Raw genomic sequence first — 24,803 nt, 5'->3', positions numbered from 1 at the left:
GTCTGTACGGAGGATCGTCAGGACAAAGGCGTCACCGGTCGCCTAACGGCCGTGGACGAGCGCCTTCTCGACCAACGTCAGCAAGATGCCCGGCGGCACGTCAACACCCGTCGCCTGCTCTACCTCGACGCACCGATTGCACGATGGCTCCCTTACTATCGCGCGGATACAGGGGCGCGGCTGACGTTACGCCGATTGTTGTCCAACAGCAGCGGCTTGCCGAAAATGTTCCTTCCGGCGGCGGCAATAGATCCGACGCTGCGCACGCGGGACGTTCCGACTGCGGAGGCTGTAAAGCGGTTCGCCAGCGGTGACCTTTATTTCGAGCCGGATGCGAAATTCGACTATGTTCTCGAGAGCTGGATTATCGTCGACGCGGTCATCGAAGTGGTGACCGGGCAGCCGTTCCATAAGGCGATGCACGCCCTCACGCTCGACCCGCCCGGCTTGCGCAACACTGGTGCCGCTGCTGCCATGTCGCGGGCGAGAAAACGGTGCCGTCCTATCGCACCGTCGCGCTGCTCGAGCGCCGACCGTTCCAGCGACAGCCCTTTCTGGCCGCCGCCGGTGGCTTTTTCAGCGATGCGCACGATCTGCTTCGCGCCGTCCACCGGGTGTACGACAGGGGGTTCCTGTCGCGCCAATCGCTGCGGGCTCCTGAAACTGTCCGGGGACGGCGCAGTGTCGCGCGCCTTCCCGCTACAGGTTTTTTCCCGACACCCTGAAAGGAAAAACCCCGGCGACCCTCACGGACCGCCGGGGTTTTCGTTGGACCGTCTCGCACACGCGAGAGATCCCGGTCGGCCCCGACACCTGTATAGGGGGTCGGGTGCCAGGGCCGGTCCGTCTTAGCCGAGCAGCTTCAGCACGCCCTGCTGCGACTGGTTCGCCTGAGCGAGCAGCGCGGTCGAGGCCTGGCTGAGGATCTGCGCCTTGGCGAGGCTGGTCGTCTCGGTCGAGAAGTCGACGTCCTCGATGCGGCTGCGGGCGTCGGTCAGGTTGGCGACGTTGGTCGTCAGGTTGTTGACCACCGAGCTCAGGCGGCTCTGGCCCGCACCCAGCGTTGCCCGCGTCGTGTTGACAGCCGCGAGCGCGGTATCGAGCGCGCCAAGCGCGGTGGTTGCACCGGCTGCGGTCGAAATGTCCGAACCCGTCACGCCGGACAGATCCAGTCCGCCAACAGCGAGCGAAACCGTGTCGGTTGCCGACGAACCCGTCTGGATCTTCACGGTCGCGGCCGTGGTGCCGAGCAGCGACACGCCGTTGAAATTGGTCTTGCTCTGAATGTCGCTCAGCTGACCGGTCAGCTGCGTGACTTCCGCCTGCAGGTTGGTACGATCGCCCGCTGCATAGGTGCCCGATGCCGACTGAACGGCAAGCTCACGAACACGCTGCAGGATGTTGGTGACTTCGCCGAGCGCGCCGTCCGCCGTCTGCGACAGCGCGATGCCGTCATTGGCGTTGCGGATCGCCTGGTTCTGGCCCTTGATCTGCGAGGTCAGCGAGGAGGCGATGGCGAGGCCGGCCGCGTCGTCCTTGGCCGAGTTGATGCGCTTGCCGGTCGACAGACGCTCGATGCTGGTTGCCAGCGCAGCGCTGGCGGTGTTCGACGCATTGGTCGCGCGCAGCGCGGCGACGTTGGTTCCGATAACAGTCATGATGTGTCTCCATCGTGGTTCGGCAATCCCGCCGCCCCCTATCGGAGAGCCGAGCCGCCATCACAGGTAACGACCGACCGCGCCCGTGATTAAGCACTTTTGCAAACCACGCTATTTTATCCCCACCGACACCCCTGCACACAATGTTGCGGCGACGACCGGTTGCCGCCGGAAAAATATTGCCGCTTTGCAACGTCCTTAACGGGTCGTTTACCACGGGTAGGGCATTCCTCCGCTCGACCAGGGGGAATTTCATGCGATCCATCGTCCCATCCGCCGCGATACTCCGCCAGCATTATGCGCTGGTTTCGACCTTGCGTACGCAAGGCTTCGCAATCGGCAGCTTCGAAGACGGCAAGCTACGCAACGCGGACCTCTATCTCGTGGCCGAGGGCGAGACTCCGCCCGCCGCGGCGCGCACCGTCGTGATCGGCACGGAAGGGCGCTACATTGTACCCTCGCGTGACGGCCAGCCCGCTCGCATCGCCTTTTCGGGTGCCGATGCGGCGGTGGGCGCGGGCTTCGTCCGCGCGCTGCTCGCCGAACCTGAAATGCCAACCGCAGCCGATCCCGAGAGCCTGGCGCTCCACACGCTTGCCGATCGCGTTGCTGCGGCCGACATCACCGTTCTCATCAACGGCCCGACCGGCACCGGCAAGGAAGTACTGGCGCGCTCGATCCACTTGAAATCGGCGCGCGCCAACGGGCCGTTCGTCGCGATCAACTGCGCTGCCCTGCCCGAGACGATGCTGGAGGCATTGCTGTTCGGCCACCAGAAGGGCGCGTTTACGGGCGCGTCGTCGGGCGGGGAAGGTTTTTTCCGCGCGGCCAATGGCGGCACGCTGCTGCTCGACGAAATCGCCGAACTGCCGCTGCAACTGCAGGCCAAGCTGCTGCGCGCGCTGCAGGAGCGCGAGATCGTCCCGATCGGCGCAACCACGCCGCAGGCGATCGACGTGCGCGTCATCGCTTGCGCCAATCGCGATCTGCAGGATGAAGTCGCGGCTGGGCGTTTCCGCGCCGATCTTTATTACCGCCTCTCGGTCTTCCCGCTCACCACCAAGCCGCTGGCCGATCGCCCGCAGGATGTGCCGGCACTCGCCGCAACGCTGATCCTGCGCCACGCCGGCAATCGCACGACGATCCCGTGGCCCGACCAGTCCGCGATCCAGTTGCTGACGCGCCACGATTGGCCGGGCAATGTCCGCGAGCTGGAAAACGTCGTGCAGCGCGCGTTGCTGTTCGCCGGTGGCGACACGATTTCGGCCGAACACATTGTGTTCGATCGCCCCGCCGCCCGCGCCGCCAACGACCAGCCGGGGCAGCCCGCGACGCTCGGCAACATCGTCCAGATGCACGAATTCCAGGCGATCCGCGAAACGCTCGCGGCGTGCAACGGCAGCCGCACCGAAACCGCCAAGCGGCTTGGCATCTCGGAGCGTACGCTGCGCTACCGCCTCGCCAAAGCGCGCGAACAGGGCGATGACATCGTGCCCGCCACCAACCGGACGGCCTGGGCATGAGCATCGACGGCATTGGCGGTGGCGGCGCGATGGGCGTCGACCGGGTGATGGCGCTGCGCGCGCAGATCCTCGAACGCAACCAGGCGCTGGCGCGGGCTGGAGCCACATCGGGAGCCGCCCCGGCGGCTGCATCGAAGCCCGCGAGCTTCGCCGCGACCATGGAAGACGCGCTGAAGAGCGTGAACCAGGGCCAGGTTGAGGCCGGCAAACTGTCCGAAGCCTATGAACGCGGTGAGACGATCGACATCGCCAAGGTGATGATGGCGCGTCAGCAAGCCTCGGTCGGTTTCGAAGCAACGCTGCAAGTCCGCAACAAACTGTTGTCCGCATACAAGGACATTATGAGCATGCCGGTCTAAGATAGATGAGCAACGCCCTCACCCCCGCCCCGCAGTCCGGTGTCGCCGCCCTGGTGCCCGAACGCTTCGCCAACCCCTTGCAGCAGATCCAGGGTCTGCTCGCGCAGCCGGCGGTCCGGCGCAGCTTGCCGATGGTCCTGCTCGTAGGCTTGATCGCCGCCGCCGCGCTCGCCTGGATGATGCTCGCCACGCCGACGCAAAAGACGCTGTTCTCCGGCCTTGCCGATAGCGACAAGGCGTCGGTGACGGCGGCGTTGCAACAGGCCAACATCACGTCGCGGATCGACCCCGGCACCGGCGCGCTGACGGTCGCGGAGGACGATTATTCGCGCGCGCGCATTCTGCTTGCAGGGCAAGGCCTGCCCAAGGCCGCGCCTGGCGGATATCAGATCCTCGACAATCTTCCGATGGGCGTGTCGCGCGCCGTCGAAGGCGAACGCCTGCGCCAGGCACGCGAGACCGAACTCGCACGGTCGATCCAGGAGATTGACGCCGTTGCCGAAGCCCGCGTCCACCTCGCCACGCCCGAACAATCGGTGTTCGTGCGCGACAATGCCGCGCCGTCCGCCTCGGTGATCGTGAAACTGCAACCGGGCCGTTCGCTCGGCGACGCGCAAGTGTCCTCGATCGTCAACCTCGTCGCCTCCTCGGTGCCAGGCATGAAGCCCGAAGGCGTCACCATCGTCGACCAGATGGGCGGATTGCTCACCAAGGGTGCCAACCAAAGCCAGCTCGGCATAGCCAGCGACGAACGCATCGCCTTCCAGCGGCGTGTCGAAGAAAAGTACCGCGCCCAGGTCGTGCAATTGCTCACCCCGCTGATCGGCGCCGGCAATTTCACCGCCGAAATTCAGGCCGATGTCGACTTGAACGAAACCCAGGCGACGCGCGAAAGCTATGACAAACAAGGCGCGCTCCGCGTCGAACAGGGCCAGTGGACCGGCAACGGCAAGGACGCGCAAGCCCCCGGCGGCATTCCGGGCGCGCTGTCCAACACGCCGCCGCCCGCATCGACCCTGTCCGCCCCGCAACCCGCCGCAACACCAACCCCGGCACCGCCCGCAGGCTCGGGTGTCTCAACCCCCGGTGCCGCTGCACCGGTGGTGGCGGCCGCTGCCGGAGCGGTCAGCGATGCGATGAAGGCGAGCGACCAATATTCGCGCGCTTATGATCTCGGCAAGGAAGTGTCGGTCAGCCGCACCGCGCCCGGCACGATCACGCGGCTGTCGGTCGCGGTGCTGCTGCGCGACCCCGAAACCGGCAAGCCGCGCGGCACCATGGAGATCCAGCAAGTCACCCAGCTCGTCCAGACGGCGGTGGGCTTCAACCCCAGCCGGGGCGACCGCGTCACCGTGATCAGCCGCAAATTCGCTGGCGGGACCGCGCTGGACGACAAGCAGCCCTGGTATGAAGCAGGCTGGCTGCCGGTGGTCGCGCGCAACGCAACGGCACTGGTGATCGCATTGCTGGTGTTGTTCCTCGGCGTCCGCCCGCTCGCCAAGAGCTTGATGAAGAGGGACCCCGAACCGGTCGCGCCGCAGGATCGCCCGGCGCTGGGTCGCGATCTGCTGAGTGAAGCGCAGGGTGGCGGACAAGCTCCGCCGCCGCCAACCGACCAGCCCGTCAGCATCGACGCGCTGGAAAGTGCCCGCAACTATGACGATCGCATCGGCATGGTGCGCGGCTTCACCCGCGACAATCCGGCGCGCGCCGCGCTCGCTGTTCGGGACATGATCAAGTCATGAACGCTCCCATGCGCACCTTTACCGGCGTCGAACGTGCCGCCGTGTTGATGATGCTGGTCGGCGAGGAAGAAGCCGCCGCGATCCTGCAAAAGCTCGACCCCGAAGAAGTGCGGCAGCTTGGCAAGGCGATGTTTGCGGTCGCTGATGTCAGCGAGGTCGAGGTCGAATATGCGCTCGACGATTTCGTCGGCAAGGCGCGCGAGCGCACCGCGATCGGCTTCGACCCGCGTCCGCGGATCGAAGCGGTGATGACGCGCGCATTGGGGCAGGAAAAGGCCGATAGCGTGCTCGCACGGATCGTCCCCGCTGAAGATGCTTGCCAGCTCGATTTGCTCGACTGGCTCGACGCCAGCGAAATCGCCGCGATGATCGAGAAGGAACATCCGCAGATCGCCGCCGTGCTGATCGCCAATCTGGAACCCAGCGTTGGCGCACAAGTGCTCGAACTGATGCCCGATGCGGCACAGCCTGACATCTTGCACCGGCTTGCGCGGCTGGGGCCGATCACGCCCGAAGCGGTCGAAACGCTGCGCACGATGCTCGCCAACCGCGCCGGTGCCGCACAGGCATCGGCCGGGGTGACGCTGGGCGGAACGCGCGATGCCGCCAAGATCCTGTCGAGCGGGCGCAAGGCAACCGAGCTGCGTGTCATGCCGAAATTGTTCAAGATCGACCGCGACGTCGCCAAGGCGATCGAGGAAGCGATGTTCGTGTTCGAAAATCTGCTCGAACTCGACGACAAGAATCTGGGTACGCTCATCCGCAATATCGACAGCGACATTCTGACGCGCGCGCTCAAGGGCGTAGACGAAAGCATTCGCGGGCGCTTCCTGGGTTGCATGTCGAGCCGCGCCGCCGACGGCATTCGCGACGAGATGGAAGCACGCGGACCGATGAAGCTCAGCGAAGTGCTCGACGCGCAGAAGGTGATCATCCAGATCGCACGCAACCTCGCCAAGGACGGCACCATCCAGATGGGCGCGGGTGAAGACGATTATGTCTGAATTCACCGCCGGATTTTCCGCGCGCAGCCGGGGCGTGGCCGAAGCGCTGCAGGCCGCCTTCGCGCCGCGTGTTGCAGGCTTCGCTGCCGCCGATTTGCGCGAGCGGGCCGAGCGCGGCCCGGTCTCTTTCTCGCCCCACGACAGCGAGGGCGAGCGCCCGCGGCATTTCTCGCCCGCCGCCCCCGGCACCAATCCGACCGCCGGCTGGGACCCGTTCGATGCCAACCCGGCCCCGCCGACACAGCCCTTTGTCGACCCGGTCGCGGTCGCGCATGAAGCGGGATATGCGATCGGCTATGTCGAAGGCGGCGACGCCGCGCGTGCGGAAATGACGGCACTGGCGGAACGCGACCGCGCCCTGCTCGAATCGCTCACCCAGGCGCTGCAATCGAACGACCGGATCGACCGCGAAGCGGTTGCGCGGCGCTTGCGCGAAACGGTGCTGTTCCTGGTCACGCGGCTGGTCGGCGATGTCGGCATTTCGTCCGAACGGCTGGCCCAGCGGATCGAGGCCGCAGCCGACCTGCTCACCGATGCCACCGAATCGGCGATGCTGCGCGTTCACCCCGACGATGTCGCTTTGCTCGAAGGCAAGCTGCCCCACCAAATCTTCGCGGTCGGCGATGCGAGCGTGGCGCGTGGGTCGTTCGTGCTCGAAAGCGCATCGACCATCGTCGAGGACGGGCCGGACTTGTGGCTCGAACAATTGGCGCAAGCGATCGATCATGTTGCGGTGCCGGGGGCATGAACCTTCGCCCCCACCGTCACCCCGGACCTGTTCCGGGGTCCACCTCTCCACAACGACGATCTTCGCCTGTCGCACCGTGGACCCCGGAACGAGTCCGGGGTGACGGTAAAGGGCGTGGGACAGGGCCATGCTGAACCGCTTCACCGGCGACTATCTCGACGCGCTCGGCCTGCCCGATTTCGCGCCGCGACCCAAGGTGTCCGGGCGGCTGGCATCGTTTGACGGGCTGCTGATGGAGGCGGTCGGCCTGACGCTGCCGGTCGGCACGGTGTGCCAGGTCGGCGACCGGCAATCTGGTGTCGAAGCCGAAGTGATTGGCTTCCGCAATGGCCGCACGCTGTTGATGAACCTCGGCGGCCCGGCGGCCTTGCTCCCGCAAGCGCCGGTACGCCCGCTCGGACCTCCGGGCGAGGCCGAGGTCGGTGCCGCGTTGCTCGGCCGCGTGGTCGATGGCGCAGGCAAGCCGATCGACGGGCTGGGGCCGATCCGCGGCGCGGCGCGCTGGCCGCTTGCGGGCAAATTGCAATCGCCGCTCGACCGGGGCCGCGTGCTGCACCCGCTCGATGTCGGCGTGCGCGCGATTAACGGGTTGCTGACGGTTGGCCAGGGGCAACGTATCGGCATCATGGCCGGGTCGGGCGTCGGCAAATCGGTACTGCTCGGCATGATCGTGCGCGCGGCGCAGGCCGATGTCATCGTCATTGGCCTGATCGGCGAACGCAGCCGCGAAGTCGCCGATTTCCTCGAAACCAAAGTCGCGGGCGAAGCGCGCAAACGCGCCGTTGTGATCGCCGTGCCCGCCAACCATTCGCCGGTGCTGCGCATTCGCGGTGCCTTGCGCACCCATGCCATTGCCGAAGCCTTTCGTGCCGAGGGCAAGAAGGTGCTGCTCATCATGGATTCGCTCACCCGCGTCGCGCATGCCGGGCGTGAAATCGGCCTCGCGCTGGGCGAACCGGCCAGCGCGCGCGGCTATCCGCCCTCCGCAATCGCAATGCTGCCCAATCTGATCGAACGCGCGGGGACCGACGTCGCATCGGGCGGATCGATCACCGCCATCTATACCGTGCTCGCCGATGGCGATGACGGCAACGATCCCGTCGTCGACAGCGCGCGCTCGATCCTCGATGGGCATATCGTGCTCAACCGTGCGCTGGCCGAACGCGGCGTTTATCCGGCGATCGACATCGGTCCCTCGGTCAGCCGCGTGATGAACGACATTGTCGACAAGCCGCACCAGATGGCCGCGCGCGTGCTGCGCCGCCACCTCGCCACCTATGAGGAAAATCGCGATCTGGTGCTGATGGGGGCGTATCGCTCGGGTGCCGATCCGGCGATCGACGCCGCCATCGCCTGCCATCCGGCGGTGCTCGAATATATCAAGCAGGACCCCGACGAGATGGTCTCGCTGCCCGACGCCGCCGCCGAGCTGATCGGCGTGTTCGGCGATGGCTAAGCCCTCCAAGCTCGACCGCATTCTGCGGGTGCGGACGCTCCAGCTTGGCCTGGTCCAGGCCGAGGAGGCACGCGCGCACGATCGTGCCGCCAGCGAACAAATGCTCAGGTCCCGCATTGCGCAGCTAACCGCGAACGTCTCCCCTACGCCTGCAGCGGCCCCGGTGGCTGGCTTTTCGCTGGTCGCTGCAGCGCATTTTCGCGAGCGCCTCCACCAATCGGCCGAAGCTGCCGAAGGGCGCTTGCGTGCGGCCCAGGCAACCGCCGCGCGCGCCAGCGAAGCGACGCGTGAGGCGCGCCGAGACCAAAGCGCGATCGAAAAATTGATCGCCCGCGCCGAAGCCGAGGCCGTGGTCAAGGCGATCCGCGCCATGGAGGCAGCGCCGCCAACGCGAAAAATTCGGCACGATCCTTGCTGAAGCTCTGACAACGTCGATCGGGAGTTGCGATCGATTCCCGTTGGAGCCTGCATGATCGATCCGTTGCCCCTATCGTCTGCGCCATCCGCACTTGCCCCAGGCCACGGACAAGCCCCCGGCCACGGGGGCTCCACGCCCGGTGGTTTCGAGAAAGCGCTCGGCGCGATCCTCGAGGCACGCGATGCCACGACTACGGTGCCCGGAAGCACCTCGACGATCCTGACGCGGCAAGCGGCTGCCGTAGACGGCAAAGGATTGCCCCAGCCCCTCCTGGCCACGGTCGGCGCGTCCGAAACCGACAGGCCGAGCGCCGTTCGGAATTGGGCTCCTTCACGAACCGATCCGACGGTTTCGGGAGCCGCATCGGCCGTCCAGATCAAAGCCGCTCTGCCCGCTCGACTCCCAGCCGCAGTCCCGAAGGCCATGTCCGCGCAAAACGCGGCGTTGCAAACGACGTACGATGGCAGCCGGCTCGAATCCGCTGTGATCGATGCTGAAGGAACGTCCCTTGCCGCCGGGCCGTCTACGACGGTACCAGTCGCTTCCGCGAAGATCGCCGCACCTATGCCAGCCGTCGTGCTTGTGGCGGCGCAGGGTGGGACAGATAGCGGCGCGCCCGCTTCGCGGGTGCCCGCGGTTGCGCCAAACACCACGCTTGTCGCCATCGTAAACGATGGCGCATCGCATCGCCCGACGGCCACCGCCAAAGATCCGCTCCCTCCGTCGACGACGCGCTGGCGGGACAAAGGGCAAGGCCTGCTGACCGGCGCTTCCGCAGCAGCAGTGGCCTCCGCAAACGTGACCGCCTCAGCAACGGCGGCACCGCTTCCCGCGATCGACCGGTCGAGCCACAAGCGGCCTGCCGCCGTACAAAGCGGGGCGGCTCCGCTTGCGCCTCTCGCCGCATCGATCGAGCCAGTCGTCCCGGCCGTGGTCGTAGCGGACGCGACGCCCGCGCCGACCGTCTTGGCCGAGAAGCCGCAGGCACTGTCGCAGGACAATAGCCCCCTGCCGGTGCCCTCACAAAGCGGGGCGGCTCCGCTTGCGCCCCTCGCCGCATCGATCGAGCCAATCGTCCCGGTGGTGGTCGTAAGGGACGCGACACCCGCACCGACCGTCTTGGCCGAGAAGCCGCAGCCATTGTCGCCGGACACCGGGACTTCCACGGCCGGAGCCGCAAAACCATCGATATCCCTTTCCGCCCCGCCTCGGGCGACCGGAGCACGCGTCCAAACCCTGAGCGCTTTTCTGGAAGCGCGCGACGCGACGGCGACATCGCGGGCACGCCCGGCGACGGCGCGCGCGCAGCCAGCGCACGCAGACAACAGCTTGCCCCAGGCCGTTCGCGTCGACGCAAACGATGCGACGATAGCGCTTGTCCCAAATCCGGGGTCGCCGCTGGTCGCGCCCGCTATCGCGTTTGCACCGGCGACCGGTAACGACGCTGAACTCGATTCAGGTCTGCAGAGCGTGGCAACCGTGGCCTCGCCCGCCGCGGCTCAGCGCGCGATATCGGTGACGAGCCTCAGGTCCGCACCCTCGCCAATTGTCACGACCGCAATATCGTCGCTGGCAACGCCCACCCGCCCGTCGACGCTGCCATCGACGGGGGCCCAAGCGCCCGTCACCTCAGATATCGCAAACGCCGCAGACGCGGATGCCACCATAGTCGGCCATACGGTATCGCCACCTGCCGTCCATTCGGCCGCGATCGTTCAGACCATCCCCGCCGCCGGGAGCGAGCTCGTCGCTGCGGCACCGTCAAACGCGCCAGCAAGGGTCGACACCCCGCCCGTTTCGATCACACTGCCAAATTCCGATCGCGTCGACGCGATCCGCCAGCCTGAGCCGTCTCGGCCCGAGCTCATAACCACAGCCCAACCGCTCCCCATCGTTTCAACGGCAACCGCACCCGTGGCAACGCCGCTGCCGGGCGACGCAGGGCCCTTGGTGCCTGCCGCTGTTTCCGCACCTGCGGCACCCCTCCCGATCGTTGCCGCGTCGAGCGCGATCACGCCGCCAGCGGTGCCGCAATCACCCCCGCGGGTTGATCGTTCGGATCCGCCGATCCGGGTCGCCCGGCGCGACGCCGCAGTGCCAGCCATCACCGTCAGCACGACGCCGCAACCCGCCGGTCAAGTCTTCGCGGCGGCAATCGCGGCGGCGACGTCCTGGCGCGACAAGCCCGCAGCCCGCAATGAGGGCGACACTGCCACACTCTCAGTCGCCCTCAGCCCGGCATCGACGGTCGATTTGCGGGGTCCGGCAAGCGTGTCGGCAACCGGCAAAACCGACGCCACGCCCCTCGACCTGAGGCAGGATCAGGGCTTGCAGCACATGATCGATCGCATCGAAACGCTCCGCGACGATGCCAATGCGCATGACACGCGCATAAAGCTTACCCCCGACGCACTGGGAAGCGTTGACGTCGCGGTGCGCCAGGATGGCGACCGCGTCCATGTTCGCTTCACCGCCCAGCATGAAGCCACCCGCGCGCTGATCGCCGAGGCGCAGCCGCGCTTGACCGAACTGGCCTCCGCGCGCGGCGTTCGCATCGGCGATACCAGCGTGACCACCGATAGCGCGGGCGGCGGCAACGGTGCCGCCCCGCAGCCGCGCCCAACCCCGCAACCTTCGCGAACGCCGCCCCGCGCGCGCTCCGAAGCCACTGACGATCCCGTCGACCACCGCCTCGCTTGAAGATGAAGGACAGTACCCATGAGTGACGCCCCCAAGGAAGCGCCCAAGAAGAAGGGCGGCATGATGAAGATCCTGCTGCTCATCGTCGGCGGGCTTGTGCTCGTCGGCGGCAGCGTCGGCGGCGCGGTGTTCGCCATGCATGCCGGGCTGCTTGGCGGCAGCAAGGCCGCACCCGAGCCAACCGGCCCACGGCTGGTCCCCAAGGCCGAGCAGAAGCGCGTCGGCACCGGTGAGGGTGCCGAGGGAGCCAAAGGCGGCACCAAGCCACCGATCGGGGTCGGCGGCGACAAATATGCCTCGAATTATTACGCCATGGACAAGGAGTTTACCTCCAACCTGCAGGACAGCGTCCATTTCGTGCAGGTCGGGGTCGCCGTCTCCACGCCTTATGACGATTCGGTGATCGAGAACATCAAGACCAACGAAATCGCGGTGCGATCGGCAATCCTGATGGCGCTCGGCGACACCACCGAGGAGCAGGTGTTCACCAGCGACGGCAAGAAGGTTTTGCAGCGTCGCATCGCCAAAGCGATCAACGATACGCTCAAGGAAAAAGAAGGCTTTGGAGGCGTCGGTAACGTTTACTTTACCAATTTCGTTGTTCAGTGAGGCATGGTTAACGAAGGCCTTCACAGCGCGAGCGACAGGCGGGAGCGGCCCCGGCGGACGGCAGACCATGCCACGCTGGGGACGGCCAACCTCAATCCGTTCGGCGACCTGCACACGGTGCAGCATTTGTCCGCGCGGCTCGCGCGCGGCGTGCGCGCGGTGTTCGAGCCGTTGCTGCGCCGCGAATGCCGCACCTGGGCCGAACCGCTGGTCGTCCAACGCCTGGCCGATTACCGGGTCGAACGCCCCGACGGCCTGACCGCATGGCTGCCAATGGCGATGACGGCGGCTGGGACACCCGCTGCCGGCCAAGCGCTGGCGGTGCTCGACGGGCGTTTCGTGATGGAATTGCTCGATCTGTTTTTTGGCGGCACCGGAGCGGCTCCGGCCACCTTGCCCGCCGAATTCACCCCCGCCGCCGAGGCGATGATCGCCCAGCTCGGCCGGATGCTGGCCGAGCCGATGCGCGCGGCATGGGAGCCGCTCGCCCGCATCGAGTTCACCCCCGGCCGGGTCGAGGCGAATCCGGCGCTGATTACCGATCTCGACGCCGATGACGCCGTCGTCATCACGCGCTTCGGCATCGCCTCCGGGACCGCCAAGCCCGTGTTCCTCGACCTGCTCTATCCCGTCACCGCGTTGAAGCCACACGGCCCGTCCTTGACCGGCAAGGTGCATGGCAAGACCGCCGAGCCTGACCCGGCGTGGCGCAACGGCCTCACCCGTGCGGTGATGGACGTGCGCTTCCCGATCCGATCCGTACTGGCGGAACCGATGGTGTCGCTGAGCCTATTGATGGAACTGAAGGCGGGCGACGTGATCCCGATTTCGGTCGGTGGCGACGTGCCGGTGATGGTCGGCCGCGATCGGCTCGGCGCGGGGACTGTCGGTACGTCTAACGGCAAGGCCGCGATCAAGCTCACGCATATTTCCTACGACCTAGACCGTGCTTTCGGGGGTGAATTGCAATGACCGACTTGAGTGGCGGATTCCCCGTCGATGCCAGCCTGGCCGCCAATTTCCGGCTGCTGCAGGACGTCGATGTCAAGCTGACAGTCGAAATCGGTTCGACTTCGCTCACGTTGCGCGAATTGCTCGCGCTTGGCGAAAGCAGCGTGATCGAGCTCGACCGCCAAGCCAATGAACTGCTCGACGTGCTGGTCAACGGCACGCTGATCGGGCGCGGCGAAGTGGTGATGGTCGGCGACAGCTTCGGCGTGCGTATGACCGAATTGGTCAGCCCCGAGAAGCGGGCCTGATCGCCATGATGTGGTCCTATATCCTCAAGCTCGTCGTGCTACTGCCGCTGGTGTGCGGCCTGATGATCGGGTGCCTCTATGCCTGGCGTCGGCTCGAATCGCGGCTGCCGGGTCAGCCTGCCAATCGGCTGCTCAAGGTCACCGAGACCATGATGATCTCGCCCAGCGTCCGGCTGGCGGTGATCGATTTCGAGGGGCGCAAGCTGCTCGTCTCGGTCAGCCGCACCGGCGTCGCGTTGGTCGATCGCGGTGGGGACGCACGGTGAGCGTCAAGGTCATTCGCAAAGGCTCGGGCCCGGCGCTGATCAAGCCATCGGTGGCGCGCGTGCTGCCTTGGGGCAAGCTGGCGCTGATGCTGCTCGGCGTGGTTTTCGCGATCCTGGTCGCGCACCCTGCCTTCGCCCAGGCCGCCCCGATCGCGGTGCCGACCCCAGGGGCCGGCGACGCCGCCGATCGCGCGCTGAAGGATCTTGGCGGCGGCAATGCGCCGATGGCGCTGAGCTTGCAGATCCTGATCGTGATGGGGCTGCTGACGATCCTCCCGGGCATCCTGCTGATGATGACCAGCTTCACGCGCATCATCATCGTGCTGGCGATCGTGCGGCAGGCGATGGGCTTGCAACAGACGCCGCCCAACCAGGTGCTGATCGGCCTGTCCCTCTTCCTGTCCTTCTTCGTGATGGCCCCGACGATCACCCAGATCAACGCGACCGCGATCCAGCCTTATGCCGAAAGCAAGATCGGCGCGACCGACATGATCAAGGCCGCCGCGATCCCGCTGCACACCTTCATGACCAAGCAGACCCGCAAGAAGGACATCACCATGTTTGCCGGCATCGCCAAGAGCGGGCCGTACAAACAGGCCAATGACATTCCCTTTTCGGTGCTGCTGCCCGCCTTCGTCACCAGCGAGCTGAAGACCGCGTTCCAGATCGGGTTCCTGGTATTCCTGCCCTTCATCGTGATCGATCTGGTGGTGGCGACGGTGCTGATGTCGCTCGGCATGATGATGCTGTCGCCCACGATCATCTCGATGCCGTTCAAGCTGCTGCTGTTCGTGCTGGTCGATGGCTGGGCGCTGACGATGGGTAGTCTTGCCAATTCGTTCGTGAGTTGAAGCGATGCGCAGCACACGACCGTTCGGGCTGAGCTTGTCGAAGCCCGCGCGCAGCACCTGCCGAAGTCGCCGTGGCGCGCTGCCCTTCGACCGGCTCAGGGCGAACGGAAAGGAGCGTTTCTGATGGACGCGGACTATTTCCTGACCGTCGCCAACCAGACGATGTGGGTGCTGGCGCTCGCCTCCGCGCCGATCCTGATCCCGGCGCTGCTCGCCGGGCTCATCACCGGCATGATCCAGGCGGCGACCTCGATCAACGAACAGACGCTGTCGTTCGTACCCAAACTGATCGTGGTGGGTGTCTCGATCCTGGTGTTCGGCAGCTTGATCCTGGGGCTGCTCACCGATTTCACGATCGGCATTTTCGAGCGGATCCCGGATCTGGTGCGATGAACGCGGGCCAGGCCCTTTCTTCCTCCCTCCCGCTTGCGGGAGGGGCTGGGGGAGGGCAGTTTCTTTATCGCGCGCACTGCTCGCGCCACGCCCCTCCCCTAACCCCTCCCGCAAGCGGGAGGGGAAGATGAACGGCCCGCTCGGCTTCGGCCTGTCGATCGAGCCGCAACTATGGGCGCTGATCTTCGTGATGGTGCGCGTCGGCGCGGCGTTCATCGCAGCCCCCGTATTCAGCGCCATCGCAATTCCGGTCACGGTGCGCGTGACGCTGTCGGGCGCGATCGGCGTGCTGGTGCTATCGGTGCATCCGGTGGTGCCGCCCGCACAGATCTTTTCGCTCACCACCTTCCTGGCGGTCGCAGCGGAAGCGCTGGTCGGCTTTGCCATGGGCTTCATCCTGCAAATCGCATTCGCCGCGCCGATGATCGCGAGCGAAGTGATTGGCACCTCGATGGGCATCGGCTTCGCGTCCGCGATCGATCCGCAGAACGGCCGCTCGACCCCGGCGCTCGGCCAGTTTTTCTCGATGATGCTGACCCTGCTGTTCCTCAGCGTCAACGGCCACCTCATCCTCGTCGAGATGATCGTGAAGAGCTATGACGCACTGCCGCCGGGGGCCGCCTGGCTTAAACCAGCGCAGCTTGAGAATATCGCGTTTTTCGGCGGCTACACCTTCCTTGCGGGATTGCTGCTGGCGCTGCCGGTCGGCTTCCTGCTGCTGTGCCTCAATCTCGTCGTCGGCATGATCTCGCGCTCTGCCCCGTCGCTCAACCTGTTCGCGGTCGGCTTGCCCGCCAGCCTCGCGGTCGGCGTGGTTGCGCTCGCCTTGGGCTTTCCCGCGATGGGGGATTATCTGCTCGTCATCATCAACGAAGGTCTCGCCGCCACGCAAAGCCTGGTGCTCGGCTGATGGCAGACGAATATGGTGAAAAGACAGAAGCCCCAACCGCCAAGCGCAAACGCGATGCGGCGGAACAGGGCGACATCCTCAAATCGCGCGAGTTTGCAACCGCGCTGGTGATCCTCGCCGGGTGCGGCTGGCTGGCGATGATGGGGCCTTCGCTGGTCGGTGCGTGCAAGGAGATCATGACGTCGAGTTTTTCGTTCGACCAGCGCGATATCGAGGATTTCTCCCCTTTCCGCCCGCTCCTGCAAAGCGGCTGGAAGCTGGCACCGGCAATTGGCTCACTGCTGGCGGTAACGCTGGCGGCGGCGATCCTTGGCCAGGCCGGGCTTGGCCACCTTGGTTTCAATGGCAAATTGCTCGCACCCAAGGCGTCGCGGATCAACCCCGCCTCAGGCCTGCAGCGCATCTTCGGACCGCAAGGGTGGATCGAGCTCGGCAAGTCGCTGCTCAAGGTGGCGCTGCTCGGCAGCATTGGCTGGTATATGCTGCAACAGGCGTCGCACATGACGATCGGCCTTGCCTCGACCAATATCGGCACGGCCGTCGCTGCGCTCGGCGGCACCTTCATGGGGATTTTGTTCGCGATGGCGGGCGGGCTCGTGATCATCGCGGGCATCGACGTGCCGCTGCAATTGATCCAGCTGCTGCGCAAATTGCGCATGTCGAAACAGGCGATCCGCGACGAGCATAAGGAAACCGAAGGCTCGCCCGAGGCCAAGGGCGCTATGCGTCAGCGTCAACGCGAGATGGCCAAGCGCAACATGCGCGCGGCGGTGAGCGAAGCGCATGTCATCCTGACAAACCCGACGCATTTTGCGGTCGCGCTGCGCTATAATCGCGAGTCCGACCAGGTGCCCGTCGTCGTTGCCAAAGGGCGCGGCGTGATCGCGCTCGCGATCCGCGAATTGGGGGCGGAAGCGCAAGTGCCCGTGCTCGAATATCCCTCGCTGGCGCGCGCCGTCTATTACACCAGCCGCGAAGGGCAAGAGGTGCGCGACGACCTGTATGTCGCGCTGGCGACGATCCTTGCCTTCGTGTTCGGGCTCAACACCGCGGCGGGCGGTACGCCGCCGCCGGTGCTGGTGCCGCCGAGCGCGCGCTTCGACGAAAATGGCGTGAAGGAATCCTAAACATGACCGCCCGCCCGTCGTTCTTACACATGAGTTTGGGAGCAAGACCACAGCCATGGTGACCACCACCGCAACCCAGTCGATCCTCACTTCGCTCGGGGCCGGGTCCGGCGTCGACACGGCATCGTTGGTCGCCTCCCTCGTGCAAGCGCAGTTCGCTGCCAAGAACGCGTCGCTGACCAAGCAGGAAGATGCGCTAACCGCACAGATCTCTTCGGTCGCCAAAGTGCAAAGCGGCATCACCAGCTTTGCCGCTGGGCTCAAGACGCTGGTGACGGGCGGCACCTTGGTGACACAGCCTACGAGTTCGAACACCAGCGTGCTCACCGCGACTGCGCTTCCGGGTGCGAAATTGTCGGGTCTCGCCGCCTCGGTCGAAGTGACTCGCCTCGCCACCGCCCAGGTGGCCACCAGCGCAACGTCCTTCTCCAGCCGGGATGCCACCGTCGGCACCGGCAATCTGACGTTGACCCTCGGCACAGCGACCGTCGACAGCGGCGCGTTGACGGGCTTTACTGCGGGAACCGCCAAACCGGTGACCATCGCCATCGACAGTGCGCACCAGACGCTTTCGGGAATTGCATCGGCAATCAACGCCGCGTCTGCCGGGGTGACCGCGAGCATCGTCACCGACGCCAATGGCACTGCGCGCTTGACGCTGAAAGGCGCGACCGGCACCAATCAGGCGTTCACCCTCTCCAGCGACACGCCGGCACTGTCCGCACTCAACGTCGGCGTCGGCGAGAGCGCGACCACGATCGGCAGCGCGGCTGGTAATGCCCAGCTGAAACTCGACGGCGTCAGCATCGAACGCTCGAGCAACACAGTGTCCGATCTGGTTGAGGGGGTGAAGCTCGAACTTACCGGCACTGCGGTCGGCAAGCCGGTGACCTTGGGCAACACCAAACCGACTGCGGCACTATCGCAGGCAGTGACGGATTTCGTCGATACCTACAATCAGCTGCAGGCGGTGCTCAAGACCGAGACCGATTCCACCTCGGGTGCGCTGCGCAACGACAATAATGCGACCAGCCTGGCGCGCGCGCTGCGCGCATTGCCGCTGACCACGCTGACGACGGGCGCGGCGGCAGGCGACCCAATCAACCTTGCCTCGATCGGCGTGTCGACCAATCGCGACGGCACGCTGAGCGTCGATTCGACCAAGCTGAACGCTGCGCTGACCAATACCCCGGATGCGGTGGAAGCGCTGTTTGCCAATGGCACGGGCGCAACCGGCGGCGGCATCGCCGCGGCGCTGGATGCGATCTCGACCGCAGCAGTCGACCAGAAAGTGACCATCAACGGCAATGTCGAACATATCGGTCTGGTCGGCAGCACCGCGCTTTATACCGCTGCCAAGACCAAGGTGACCGACGCCGAAGCCAAGGTCGCCACCGACACCACGGCCTATCAGGAACGCCTGACCAAGCAATATGCCGCGTCCGACGCGCTGGTGGCCAAATACAAGGCATCGCAAACCGCGCTGACGAACCAAATCGCGCAGTGGAACAAAACCGGGTGAGCACCGCCTACGCAACCGCCTTCGGCCGCAACCCGGAGGCGACGTATCGTCAGATCGAACTCGCCGGACAGACTGCCGAGGCCGATGGGCCAGCGCTTGTCCAGTTATTGTATGACGAGGCGATCCGCGCCTTGCGCGGGGCCGCGTGGGCTGCGGAGAACGGCAATTATGCGATGAAGAGCGAAAAGGTGACGCGTGCCACCGCGATCCTGTTCGCGCTGGAGGCGGGGCTCGATTTCGACGCCGGTGGCACCGTCGCCCCCGCTTTGGCCAACCTCTATGCCGGAGCGCGGCAAACCGTGGTCAATGCAAGCATCGGCAGCGATCCGGCTCCGTTTCGCGAGGTCGCAGCGACGCTCGACGAGATCGGCCAGGCCTGGCGTACCGTGCGCGCCGCATGACCAGCCCCCTGTCGCAACGGAATGGCACCCGGATAACGCCGCCGCAATCGCGCACCGACGCTACCCCGCCGATCGAGTCCCCTGCTTCGACACCGTGCGCAACACCGCCCGCGACCGGCACGATCCTGGCGATCGACGATAGCCGCACCAGCCTCAGCGTGCTCGGCCAGCGGCTCGGTCAGCTCGACTATCGCACCGCGCTCAGCGACAACGGATCAGAAGGGCTCGACCTGATTGCGGCGCGCGGGTTCGATCTGGTCCTGCTCGACATGGTGATGCCGGGCATGTCCGGCCTTCAGGTTCTGCACGAGATCCGCAGCAATGCCGATACGGCGGACTTGCCGGTTATCATGATGACCGGTCACCGCGACCCCGCCGCCGCGATCGACGGACTCGCAGCCGGTGCCGACGACCATGTCGCCAAGCCTCTCGACTTCGATGTCCTTGCCGCACGGATTGCCCGCGTGCTTGCTCGCGCCCGACGAATCACCGAGCTCAAGCGCGCCAATGCAGCGCTCGATGCCCGCGTCGCGACGCGTGCGGTCGAACTGGGCGAAACCAGGGCCACGCTCGCCGCGACGCAGGCCGAGCGCAAGCGCCTGGCTGCGTCGGTCAAGGCCCTGAACGACCGCATCCAATGGCTCAGCCGAACCAGCGTTTCGCGCTGAAATACCCGATGATCCCGATCGTGATCGCAATGCAAATCCCGCCGATCGCGTCGAACGCCCACGGCTCCTTGGCGTAAGGCAACCCCTCGACATTCATGCCGTACAACCCGGTCAGGAAGGTCAGCGGGAGGAAGATCAGCGCCACGATCGAGATCAGCAGCGCGCGGGAATCGATCTGCTCGGCGCGCAGATCGGTCAGAGATTCATGCATCAGTGCCGAGCGTTCGCGGATCGCTTCCAGTTCCTCGGCCATACGCGCCGCGCGGTCGGCCGCGGAACCGAGATGCAGCCGGTCATCATCATGCAGCCAATCGCACGGCAGGGCAGCAAGCTTTTCCAGCGCGGCGCGCTGCGGCTGCAGGAAGCGCCGATAGCCGATCGCCGCAACGCGCACCTTGGTCACACCGCGACGCAGTTCGAACACTTTGTCCGCATCGAGATCGGCTTCGCAATCATCGAGACGGTCGCCGAGATCGGCCACTTCGGGATCGAGCTCTTCGGTAATCGCCACCGCGAATTCGGCGATCAGGTCGCCTGGGTCGCGGATATGACCGCCCTCGATCAGCTTCACGACATCGTCGATCGCGGTCACCGCACGCCGGGTGACCGAAATCACCCGCCCCGCGACCGCCCAGATCCGCAGCGACGCGAGCGGATCCGAGGTGGTCATCGCTTCGTTCGAGCGCCCGCGCAGATTGAGAAACGCGCCATCGCCCACCGCATCGCAACGCGGGCGCGATTCGGACGTGGTCAGCGCATCGACGATATAATCGGGGGCTTTGGCGGTGTCGGTCAGCCACGCCTGCGCATCTTCGTTGTTCGAGGTGAGATGCACCCAGACCAGGTCGCCGGTCGCCGCGATGGCCTGGCCGATGTCGATCCGCGCCGCCTTGCCGTCGGCAACGCAATAGGCAAAACCGCTCATAGTTTCTCCAGCCAAACCGAAAGCCCCGGCTCGCGCGTAACGGGCGGACCTGCGCAGAGGATCCGCACCGCATCCGCACGCGCGCGGTCCAGAACGGCAGAGGGAGCGGATGCCGCCGCATAAATCCGGTCGGCCAAAGCGAGCGCGCGCGCCTGGGCAAGCGTGAGATCGTCGGGATCGTCGGAGACCAGACGGATATGGACGAATTGGTCGCGCTGCGCGATCGGCGACAGCAGCCATGGCTCGACCGCCTCCGGCCCCGCCGCCAATGGATCGAGCGCTCCGCCTTGCGCAAAGGCCGCGCCCAGCGCGCGCCGCCGCGCCTCCAGCGACGGGAAAGCGAGCCGGATCGCGGCCCGCCAGCGGAACAGCGCGGTCGCGAGGGGCCCGAGCGTTTGCGGCAGCAGCGTCTCCAGCCGTTGCCGCACCGCCGCCGCCAGTCCAGCCGAGGCCCCGCCGGTGCCAATCGCGACGATCACGGGGTTGCGATCGATGATCGCGGGCAGCGTGAAGTCGCAATCATCCGGCCGATCGACCGCGTTGACCAGCACGCCTCGGGCCTTCAGCCGCGCGATAACCGCTTGCGCCTGTGCAGGTTCCTCCAGCGCAACGATGGCCAACGCCGCCGCCGCCGCTTCGCCGACGATTTCGGCCCCGCCGCGTTCCAGCAGGCGGCGCTTGGCGTCAGCGGCTTCGCCGGTTCCAACAAGAATCACCGGCCGCCCGGCCAGCCGCACGAAAAGCGGCAGACTGTGCAGACGAGCGTCGTCAGTCACCCGGCGTGAGCCATTCCGGAATGCGTTCGGCGGCGAGGATCGTCTCGGGCAGGATACGGTCGGCAACCACCGCAAACCGGTCGCCATCGACCAGCACTTCGGGCACCAATGCGCGGCTGTTATAGGTCGATGCCATCGTCGCGCCATAAGCTCCGGCTGTGCGGAAGATGGCGAGGTCGCCGCTCTTCACGGCATCGATGTCCCGGCCCATCGCGAAGGTGTCGCCGCTTTCGCACACCGGCCCGGCAATGTTCGCGACCATGCGTTCGCCGGTCGGATGGACCGCCCTGAAATCATGCCAGGCGTCATACATCGCCGGGCGGGCGAGATCGTTCATCGCGGCGTCGACGATGACATAGGGATTGATCGCGCCGGGTTTGACCCAGATCACCTTGGTCAGCAGCACACCGGCATTGCCCGCAATCACGCGGCCGGGTTCGAACATCAGCCGCACGCCCCAATCCTTAGTCGCGCGGGCAACCATCGCACCGTATTCGGCGGGGCTCGGCAAGACATCGCCTTCGCGATACGGCACGCCCAGCCCACCGCCGAGATCAACGCGTTCGATCGGGAAACCAAGCCCGCGCAATTCGGTGACCAGTTCCCCGACGCGCCGATAGGCCGCTTCCAGCGGCGCAAGATCGCTCAACTGACTACCAATGTGGATCGCGACGCCGCGCAGCGCGAGGCCGGGCAAGCCCGCCAATCGCCCGAAAATCGCCGGAGCCTGGTCGATCGGCACGCCGAACTTGTTCTCGCGCTTGCCGGTCGAAATCTTGGCGTGGGTGCCGGCATCGACATCGGGATTCACGCGCAGCGTCGCATTGGCGACCAGCCCGCGCGCCGCCGCCAGCCCGGCCAGCACGACGCCTTCTTCTTCCAGCTCGAGGTTGAACTGGCCGAGCCCAGCCTCCAGCGCGGTGGTCAATTCAGTGACGGTCTTGCCGACGCCCGAAAACACTACGTCGCTGGCCGGAATCCCCGCCGCCAGCGCGCGCGCGAGCTCGCCACCCGACACGACGTCAGCACCATAGCCCGCATCCGCCATCACGCGCAGCACCGCGAGATTGGGATTGGCCTTGATCGCATAAGCGAGGTGGACATCCCCCGCCCCGGCCAGCCCTTCGCGGAACACGCGGGCGTGGCGCTTCAGCGTCGCGGTCGAATAAACATAAACCGGGGTGCCGACCGCCTCGGCAATCACCGACAACGGCACGCCTTCGCAGTGCATCGCCCCATCGACGAGCGAAAAATGATCCATAAAAACAGCCTAAATCAGTTGGGGGGCGGCAAATCGAAATCGTCGCCGCGCCGCTGCTGCGAGTTCTTGAGCACTTCGTCACTGCGCTCGGGGCGGGCCTGGTCGCTCGGTTTTATCAAATCGGCAGGCGTCGGCGTGGCGGTCGCCCCATAAGGCGCGACCGGCAATGGTTGGCCCTTGGGCGGTTTCAAGGTGGTCGCCGAACCACAACCCGCGAGCAGCGCGATCGACCCGAGGACCATCAAACCCGGCACCCGCGTGAGTGTCATGACCGTTTCCCTTCGCGTGCCGCCGCAATCGCCGCCCGCACGCGCGACGGCGCGGTGCCGCCAAAGCTCGTGCGGCTGGCAACCGACGCATCGACCGACAACACGCCATAGACGCGATCGTCGATCCGCGCATCAATGGCTTGCAAATCGGCCAGCGGCACCGCGTCGAGCTTCACCCCCAGCGCTTCCGCGCGCGCCACTGCCTGGCCGGTGATGTGATGCGCCTCGCGGAACGGCACGCCTGCTTCGCGCACCAGCCAGTCGGCGAGATCGGTCGCGGTGGCGAAACCGGCTTCGGCAAGCCCGCGCATCCGATCGGTCCGGAAGGTCGCGCTTTCGACCATGCCCGTCATCGCCGCGATCGACAGCCCTAGCAAATCATGCGCCTCAAACACCGGCGGCTTATCGTCCTGCATGTCCTTGGAATAGGCCAGCGGCAGGCCCTTCATCGTCACCATCAGCGCGGTCATGCAGCCGAGGATGCGCCCGGCATGGCCGCGCACCAGTTCGGCCGCATCGGGGTTGCGCTTCTGCGGCATGATCGAGCTGCCGGTCGACCATTGATCCGATAGAGCGACGAAGCCGAACGGCTGCGACGCCCACAGCACGAATTCCTCGGCAAGCCGCGACAGATGCAGCGAACATTGCGTCGCCGAGGTCAGATAATCGATCGCGAAATCGCGGTCGGACACGCCATCGAGCGAATTGCGCGTCGGCCCGTCGAAGCCGAGCGCCGCCGCCGTCATTTCCCGGTCGATCGGGAAGCCGGTGCCCGCCAGCGCAGCCGAACCGAGCGGCGACAGGTTCATCCGCGCCCGCGCATCGGCAAAGCGGCTGCGGTCGCGTGCGATCATTTCATAATAGGCCATCAGATGATGGCCGAGCGTCACCGGCTGCGCGCTCTGAAGATGCGTGAAGCCCGGCATCACGCTGTCGGCATGCTGCTCCGCACGCGCGAGCAAGGCGTCCTGAAACGCGCCAAGGGCAGCATCGACCTCATCGATCGCATCGCGCACCCACAGTTTGAAATCGGTCGCGACCTGGTCGTTGCGCGAGCGCGCGGTGTGCAGCCGTCCGGCAACCGGGCCGATCGCCTCGGCCAGGCGCGACTCGCTTTGCATATGGATGTCTTCGAGCACCATGTCCTCGGCCACGCCATGCTCGGCATAATGCGCGGCAACGGTGTCGAGGCCCGCCGAGATCGCGGCAGCATCCTCCGCCGAAACGATGCCGGTCGCGCCCAACATCGCGACATGCGCCTTGGACCCGGCGATGTCCTGTCGCCACAAACGCTTGTCGAACGGGATCGAGGCATTTATCGCCCGCATCACTGCGGTCGGCCCTTCGGCAAAACGACCGCCCCACATCGCATTGGATGCGCCCGATATGTCTTTACGCTCGGTGATGGTCCCGGTCCTGCTACTCGGAGTGCTTGGCGGGTGCGATAAGCAAGTCTCGTCCAACGGGCAAGACGCGCTCGCGCCCACCGCCAATTCCGCGCAGGCCACCGCAGAACCGGCTGAGACGCACGCGATCGACCGCAGCCACAAGGGCGAAGCCGCCCCCGCGGTCACGTTCGAAGACCCCGATGGCAAGCCGATGACGCTGGCGGCGTTCAAGGGCAAGCCAGTGCTGGTCAATCTCTGGGCGACCTGGTGCGGCCCGTGCGTCAAGGAAATGCCGACGCTCGATGCAGCGGCAGCAACCATCACCGTCGCCACGATCAGCCAGGACAAGGACCGCCCGACCGTCGCCGGTTTCTTCGCCAAGCACAGCTTCGCACGGCTGAAGCCCTATCTCGACAAGGATGTCGGCTTCAGCATCACCTATAATGCCAGCCTGCCGATGAGCATCCTGTTCGATTCGACCGGTCACGAAGTTTGGCGCAGCACCGGCGGCATGGACTGGACGAGCGCCACCGCCAAGGCCGCGCTCGCCGAGGCCAAATAACGCGC

At 66.0% G+C, this 24,803-nt stretch carries 29 protein-coding genes; 21 read left to right on the top strand and 8 right to left on the bottom strand.

What is annotated here, in order from left to right:
- The first annotated feature begins 51 nt into the window (after positions 1–51).
- Positions 52–852 carry a serine hydrolase gene (locus tag ACP7BY_RS07070; RefSeq protein WP_171010541.1) on the top strand — a complete coding sequence of 267 codons (801 nt, stop codon included), beginning with the start codon at positions 52–54 and terminating at the stop codon, positions 850–852.
- On the opposite strand, the gene ACP7BY_RS07065 is transcribed toward ACP7BY_RS07070, so the two are convergent.
- Positions 849–1,658 carry a flagellin gene (locus tag ACP7BY_RS07065; protein WP_010405376.1) on the bottom strand — a complete coding sequence of 270 codons (810 nt, stop codon included), beginning with the start codon at positions 1,656–1,658 and terminating at the stop codon, positions 849–851. The genes ACP7BY_RS07070 and ACP7BY_RS07065 overlap by 4 nt on opposite strands.
- A gap of 254 nt (positions 1,659–1,912) precedes the next feature.
- Here ACP7BY_RS07065 and ACP7BY_RS07060 point away from each other — a divergent pair, with 254 nt between their 5' ends.
- The 7 genes from ACP7BY_RS07060 to ACP7BY_RS07030 all read left to right on the top strand — a co-directional run bounded on the left by ACP7BY_RS07060 (position 1,913) and on the right by ACP7BY_RS07030 (position 8,911).
- Complete coding sequence (locus ACP7BY_RS07060) at positions 1,913–3,181, top strand: sigma-54 interaction domain-containing protein (RefSeq protein WP_033963895.1); 1,269 nt, start codon at positions 1,913–1,915, stop codon at positions 3,179–3,181.
- Entirely contained in the window at positions 3,178–3,540 is a 363-nt protein-coding gene (gene fliE / locus ACP7BY_RS07055; protein WP_171010540.1) for a flagellar hook-basal body complex protein FliE, read from the top strand. The genes ACP7BY_RS07060 and fliE overlap by 4 nt, the downstream gene beginning before the upstream one ends.
- A 5-nt stretch (positions 3,541–3,545) precedes the next feature.
- Positions 3,546–5,285, top strand: a complete 1,740-nt coding sequence (gene fliF / locus ACP7BY_RS07050; protein WP_033963893.1) for a flagellar basal-body MS-ring/collar protein FliF — start codon at positions 3,546–3,548, stop codon at positions 5,283–5,285.
- Positions 5,282–6,289 (top strand): flagellar motor switch protein FliG, encoded by a 1,008-nt coding sequence (fliG, locus tag ACP7BY_RS07045; protein WP_010405381.1) that lies wholly within the window; start codon positions 5,282–5,284, stop codon positions 6,287–6,289. Before fliF ends, fliG begins: the two co-directional genes overlap by 4 nt.
- Positions 6,282–7,037, top strand: a complete 756-nt coding sequence (locus ACP7BY_RS07040; RefSeq protein ID WP_052192142.1) for a FliH/SctL family protein — start codon at positions 6,282–6,284, stop codon at positions 7,035–7,037. Before fliG ends, ACP7BY_RS07040 begins: the two co-directional genes overlap by 8 nt.
- A gap of 127 nt (positions 7,038–7,164) precedes the next feature.
- Positions 7,165–8,493 carry a FliI/YscN family ATPase gene (locus ACP7BY_RS07035; protein ID WP_010405385.1) on the top strand — a complete coding sequence of 443 codons (1,329 nt, stop codon included), beginning with the start codon at positions 7,165–7,167 and terminating at the stop codon, positions 8,491–8,493.
- Positions 8,486–8,911: a hypothetical protein gene (locus ACP7BY_RS07030; protein WP_033963888.1), complete on the top strand. Its 426-nt coding sequence runs from the start codon at positions 8,486–8,488 to the stop codon at positions 8,909–8,911. The genes ACP7BY_RS07035 and ACP7BY_RS07030 overlap by 8 nt, the downstream gene beginning before the upstream one ends.
- 1,499 nt (positions 8,912–10,410) lie before the next feature.
- Here ACP7BY_RS07030 and ACP7BY_RS07025 read toward each other — a convergent pair.
- Both ACP7BY_RS07025 and ACP7BY_RS07020 read right to left on the bottom strand, forming a co-directional pair.
- Positions 10,411–10,539, bottom strand: coding sequence for a hypothetical protein (locus tag ACP7BY_RS07025; protein ID WP_260591661.1), 129 nt, complete (start codon positions 10,537–10,539; stop codon positions 10,411–10,413).
- Between the two features lie 87 nt (positions 10,540–10,626).
- Entirely contained in the window at positions 10,627–10,779 is a 153-nt protein-coding gene (locus ACP7BY_RS07020) for a hypothetical protein (RefSeq protein WP_171010539.1), read from the bottom strand.
- 46 nt (positions 10,780–10,825) lie between these two features.
- Between ACP7BY_RS07020 and ACP7BY_RS07015 the strand changes: the two genes are divergently transcribed.
- From ACP7BY_RS07015 to ACP7BY_RS06960, 12 genes are all read left to right on the top strand, one after another.
- The gene (locus ACP7BY_RS07015; protein ID WP_171010538.1) at positions 10,826–11,611 is read left to right on the top strand and encodes a flagellar hook-length control protein FliK; all 786 of its coding nucleotides are present in this window, start codon (positions 10,826–10,828) and stop codon (positions 11,609–11,611) included.
- A gap of 18 nt (positions 11,612–11,629) precedes the next feature.
- Positions 11,630–12,220, top strand: coding sequence for a flagellar basal body-associated FliL family protein (locus tag ACP7BY_RS07010; protein WP_033963881.1), 591 nt, complete (start codon positions 11,630–11,632; stop codon positions 12,218–12,220).
- 3 nt (positions 12,221–12,223) lie between these two features.
- Complete coding sequence (locus tag ACP7BY_RS07005) at positions 12,224–13,192, top strand: flagellar motor switch protein FliM (protein WP_033963878.1); 969 nt, start codon at positions 12,224–12,226, stop codon at positions 13,190–13,192.
- Positions 13,189–13,479, top strand: coding sequence for a flagellar motor switch protein FliN (gene fliN / locus ACP7BY_RS07000; RefSeq protein ID WP_010405391.1), 291 nt, complete (start codon positions 13,189–13,191; stop codon positions 13,477–13,479). The genes ACP7BY_RS07005 and fliN overlap by 4 nt, the downstream gene beginning before the upstream one ends.
- 5 nt (positions 13,480–13,484) lie before the next feature.
- Complete coding sequence (locus ACP7BY_RS06995; RefSeq protein WP_010405393.1) at positions 13,485–13,745, top strand: flagellar biosynthetic protein FliO; 261 nt, start codon at positions 13,485–13,487, stop codon at positions 13,743–13,745.
- Positions 13,742–14,596: a flagellar type III secretion system pore protein FliP gene (gene fliP / locus ACP7BY_RS06990; RefSeq protein WP_033963875.1), complete on the top strand. Its 855-nt coding sequence runs from the start codon at positions 13,742–13,744 to the stop codon at positions 14,594–14,596. Before ACP7BY_RS06995 ends, fliP begins: the two co-directional genes overlap by 4 nt.
- Before the next feature lie 123 nt (positions 14,597–14,719).
- Complete coding sequence (gene fliQ, locus ACP7BY_RS06985; protein ID WP_033963873.1) at positions 14,720–14,989, top strand: flagellar biosynthesis protein FliQ; 270 nt, start codon at positions 14,720–14,722, stop codon at positions 14,987–14,989.
- 127 nt (positions 14,990–15,116) lie between these two features.
- Positions 15,117–15,899 (top strand): flagellar biosynthetic protein FliR, encoded by a 783-nt coding sequence (gene fliR / locus ACP7BY_RS06980; protein WP_052192400.1) that lies wholly within the window; start codon positions 15,117–15,119, stop codon positions 15,897–15,899.
- Positions 15,899–17,026, top strand: coding sequence for an EscU/YscU/HrcU family type III secretion system export apparatus switch protein (locus ACP7BY_RS06975; protein WP_033965695.1), 1,128 nt, complete (start codon positions 15,899–15,901; stop codon positions 17,024–17,026). Before fliR ends, ACP7BY_RS06975 begins: the two co-directional genes overlap by 1 nt.
- Positions 17,027–17,081: 55 nt before the next feature.
- Positions 17,082–18,548, top strand: coding sequence for a flagellar filament capping protein FliD (gene fliD / locus ACP7BY_RS06970; protein WP_137902896.1), 1,467 nt, complete (start codon positions 17,082–17,084; stop codon positions 18,546–18,548).
- Positions 18,545–18,949 carry a flagellar protein FliS gene (locus tag ACP7BY_RS06965; protein WP_033965696.1) on the top strand — a complete coding sequence of 135 codons (405 nt, stop codon included), beginning with the start codon at positions 18,545–18,547 and terminating at the stop codon, positions 18,947–18,949. Before fliD ends, ACP7BY_RS06965 begins: the two co-directional genes overlap by 4 nt.
- On the top strand, positions 18,946–19,617 hold the full coding sequence (locus tag ACP7BY_RS06960; protein ID WP_231565200.1) for a response regulator: 672 nt from the start codon (positions 18,946–18,948) through the stop codon (positions 19,615–19,617). Before ACP7BY_RS06965 ends, ACP7BY_RS06960 begins: the two co-directional genes overlap by 4 nt.
- On the opposite strand, the gene ACP7BY_RS06955 is transcribed toward ACP7BY_RS06960, so the two are convergent.
- Genes ACP7BY_RS06955 through argH form a run of 5 tightly spaced genes read right to left on the bottom strand, consistent with a single transcriptional unit; the run spans position 19,592 to position 24,215 of the window.
- Positions 19,592–20,542: a zinc transporter ZntB gene (locus tag ACP7BY_RS06955; protein WP_126849255.1), complete on the bottom strand. Its 951-nt coding sequence runs from the start codon at positions 20,540–20,542 to the stop codon at positions 19,592–19,594. The two genes, ACP7BY_RS06960 and ACP7BY_RS06955, sit on opposite strands and share 26 nt — an antisense overlap.
- Positions 20,539–21,318: an NAD(P)-dependent oxidoreductase gene (locus tag ACP7BY_RS06950; protein WP_249340861.1), complete on the bottom strand. Its 780-nt coding sequence runs from the start codon at positions 21,316–21,318 to the stop codon at positions 20,539–20,541. The genes ACP7BY_RS06955 and ACP7BY_RS06950 overlap by 4 nt, the downstream gene beginning before the upstream one ends.
- Positions 21,311–22,579 carry a diaminopimelate decarboxylase gene (gene lysA / locus ACP7BY_RS06945; RefSeq protein ID WP_033964665.1) on the bottom strand — a complete coding sequence of 423 codons (1,269 nt, stop codon included), beginning with the start codon at positions 22,577–22,579 and terminating at the stop codon, positions 21,311–21,313. The genes ACP7BY_RS06950 and lysA overlap by 8 nt, the downstream gene beginning before the upstream one ends.
- 14 nt (positions 22,580–22,593) lie before the next feature.
- Positions 22,594–22,848: a hypothetical protein gene (locus ACP7BY_RS06940; RefSeq protein ID WP_033964666.1), complete on the bottom strand. Its 255-nt coding sequence runs from the start codon at positions 22,846–22,848 to the stop codon at positions 22,594–22,596.
- Positions 22,845–24,215, bottom strand: coding sequence for an argininosuccinate lyase (gene argH, locus ACP7BY_RS06935; protein ID WP_081988685.1), 1,371 nt, complete (start codon positions 24,213–24,215; stop codon positions 22,845–22,847). Before argH ends, ACP7BY_RS06940 begins: the two co-directional genes overlap by 4 nt.
- Before the next feature lie 19 nt (positions 24,216–24,234).
- On the opposite strand from argH, the gene ACP7BY_RS06930 reads away from it, so the two are divergent.
- Complete coding sequence (locus ACP7BY_RS06930) at positions 24,235–24,798, top strand: TlpA family protein disulfide reductase (protein ID WP_033964675.1); 564 nt, start codon at positions 24,235–24,237, stop codon at positions 24,796–24,798.
- Positions 24,799–24,803: the final 5 nt, after the last annotated feature.

Origin of the sequence: Sphingomonas sp. PSPC2-2 (assembly GCF_049897725.1) — a bacterium.
Lineage (GTDB): Bacteria > Pseudomonadota > Alphaproteobacteria > Sphingomonadales > Sphingomonadaceae > Sphingomonas.
Note: the sequence above shows the minus strand (reverse complement) of the source record. Positions and strands in the feature narration are given on the sequence as shown.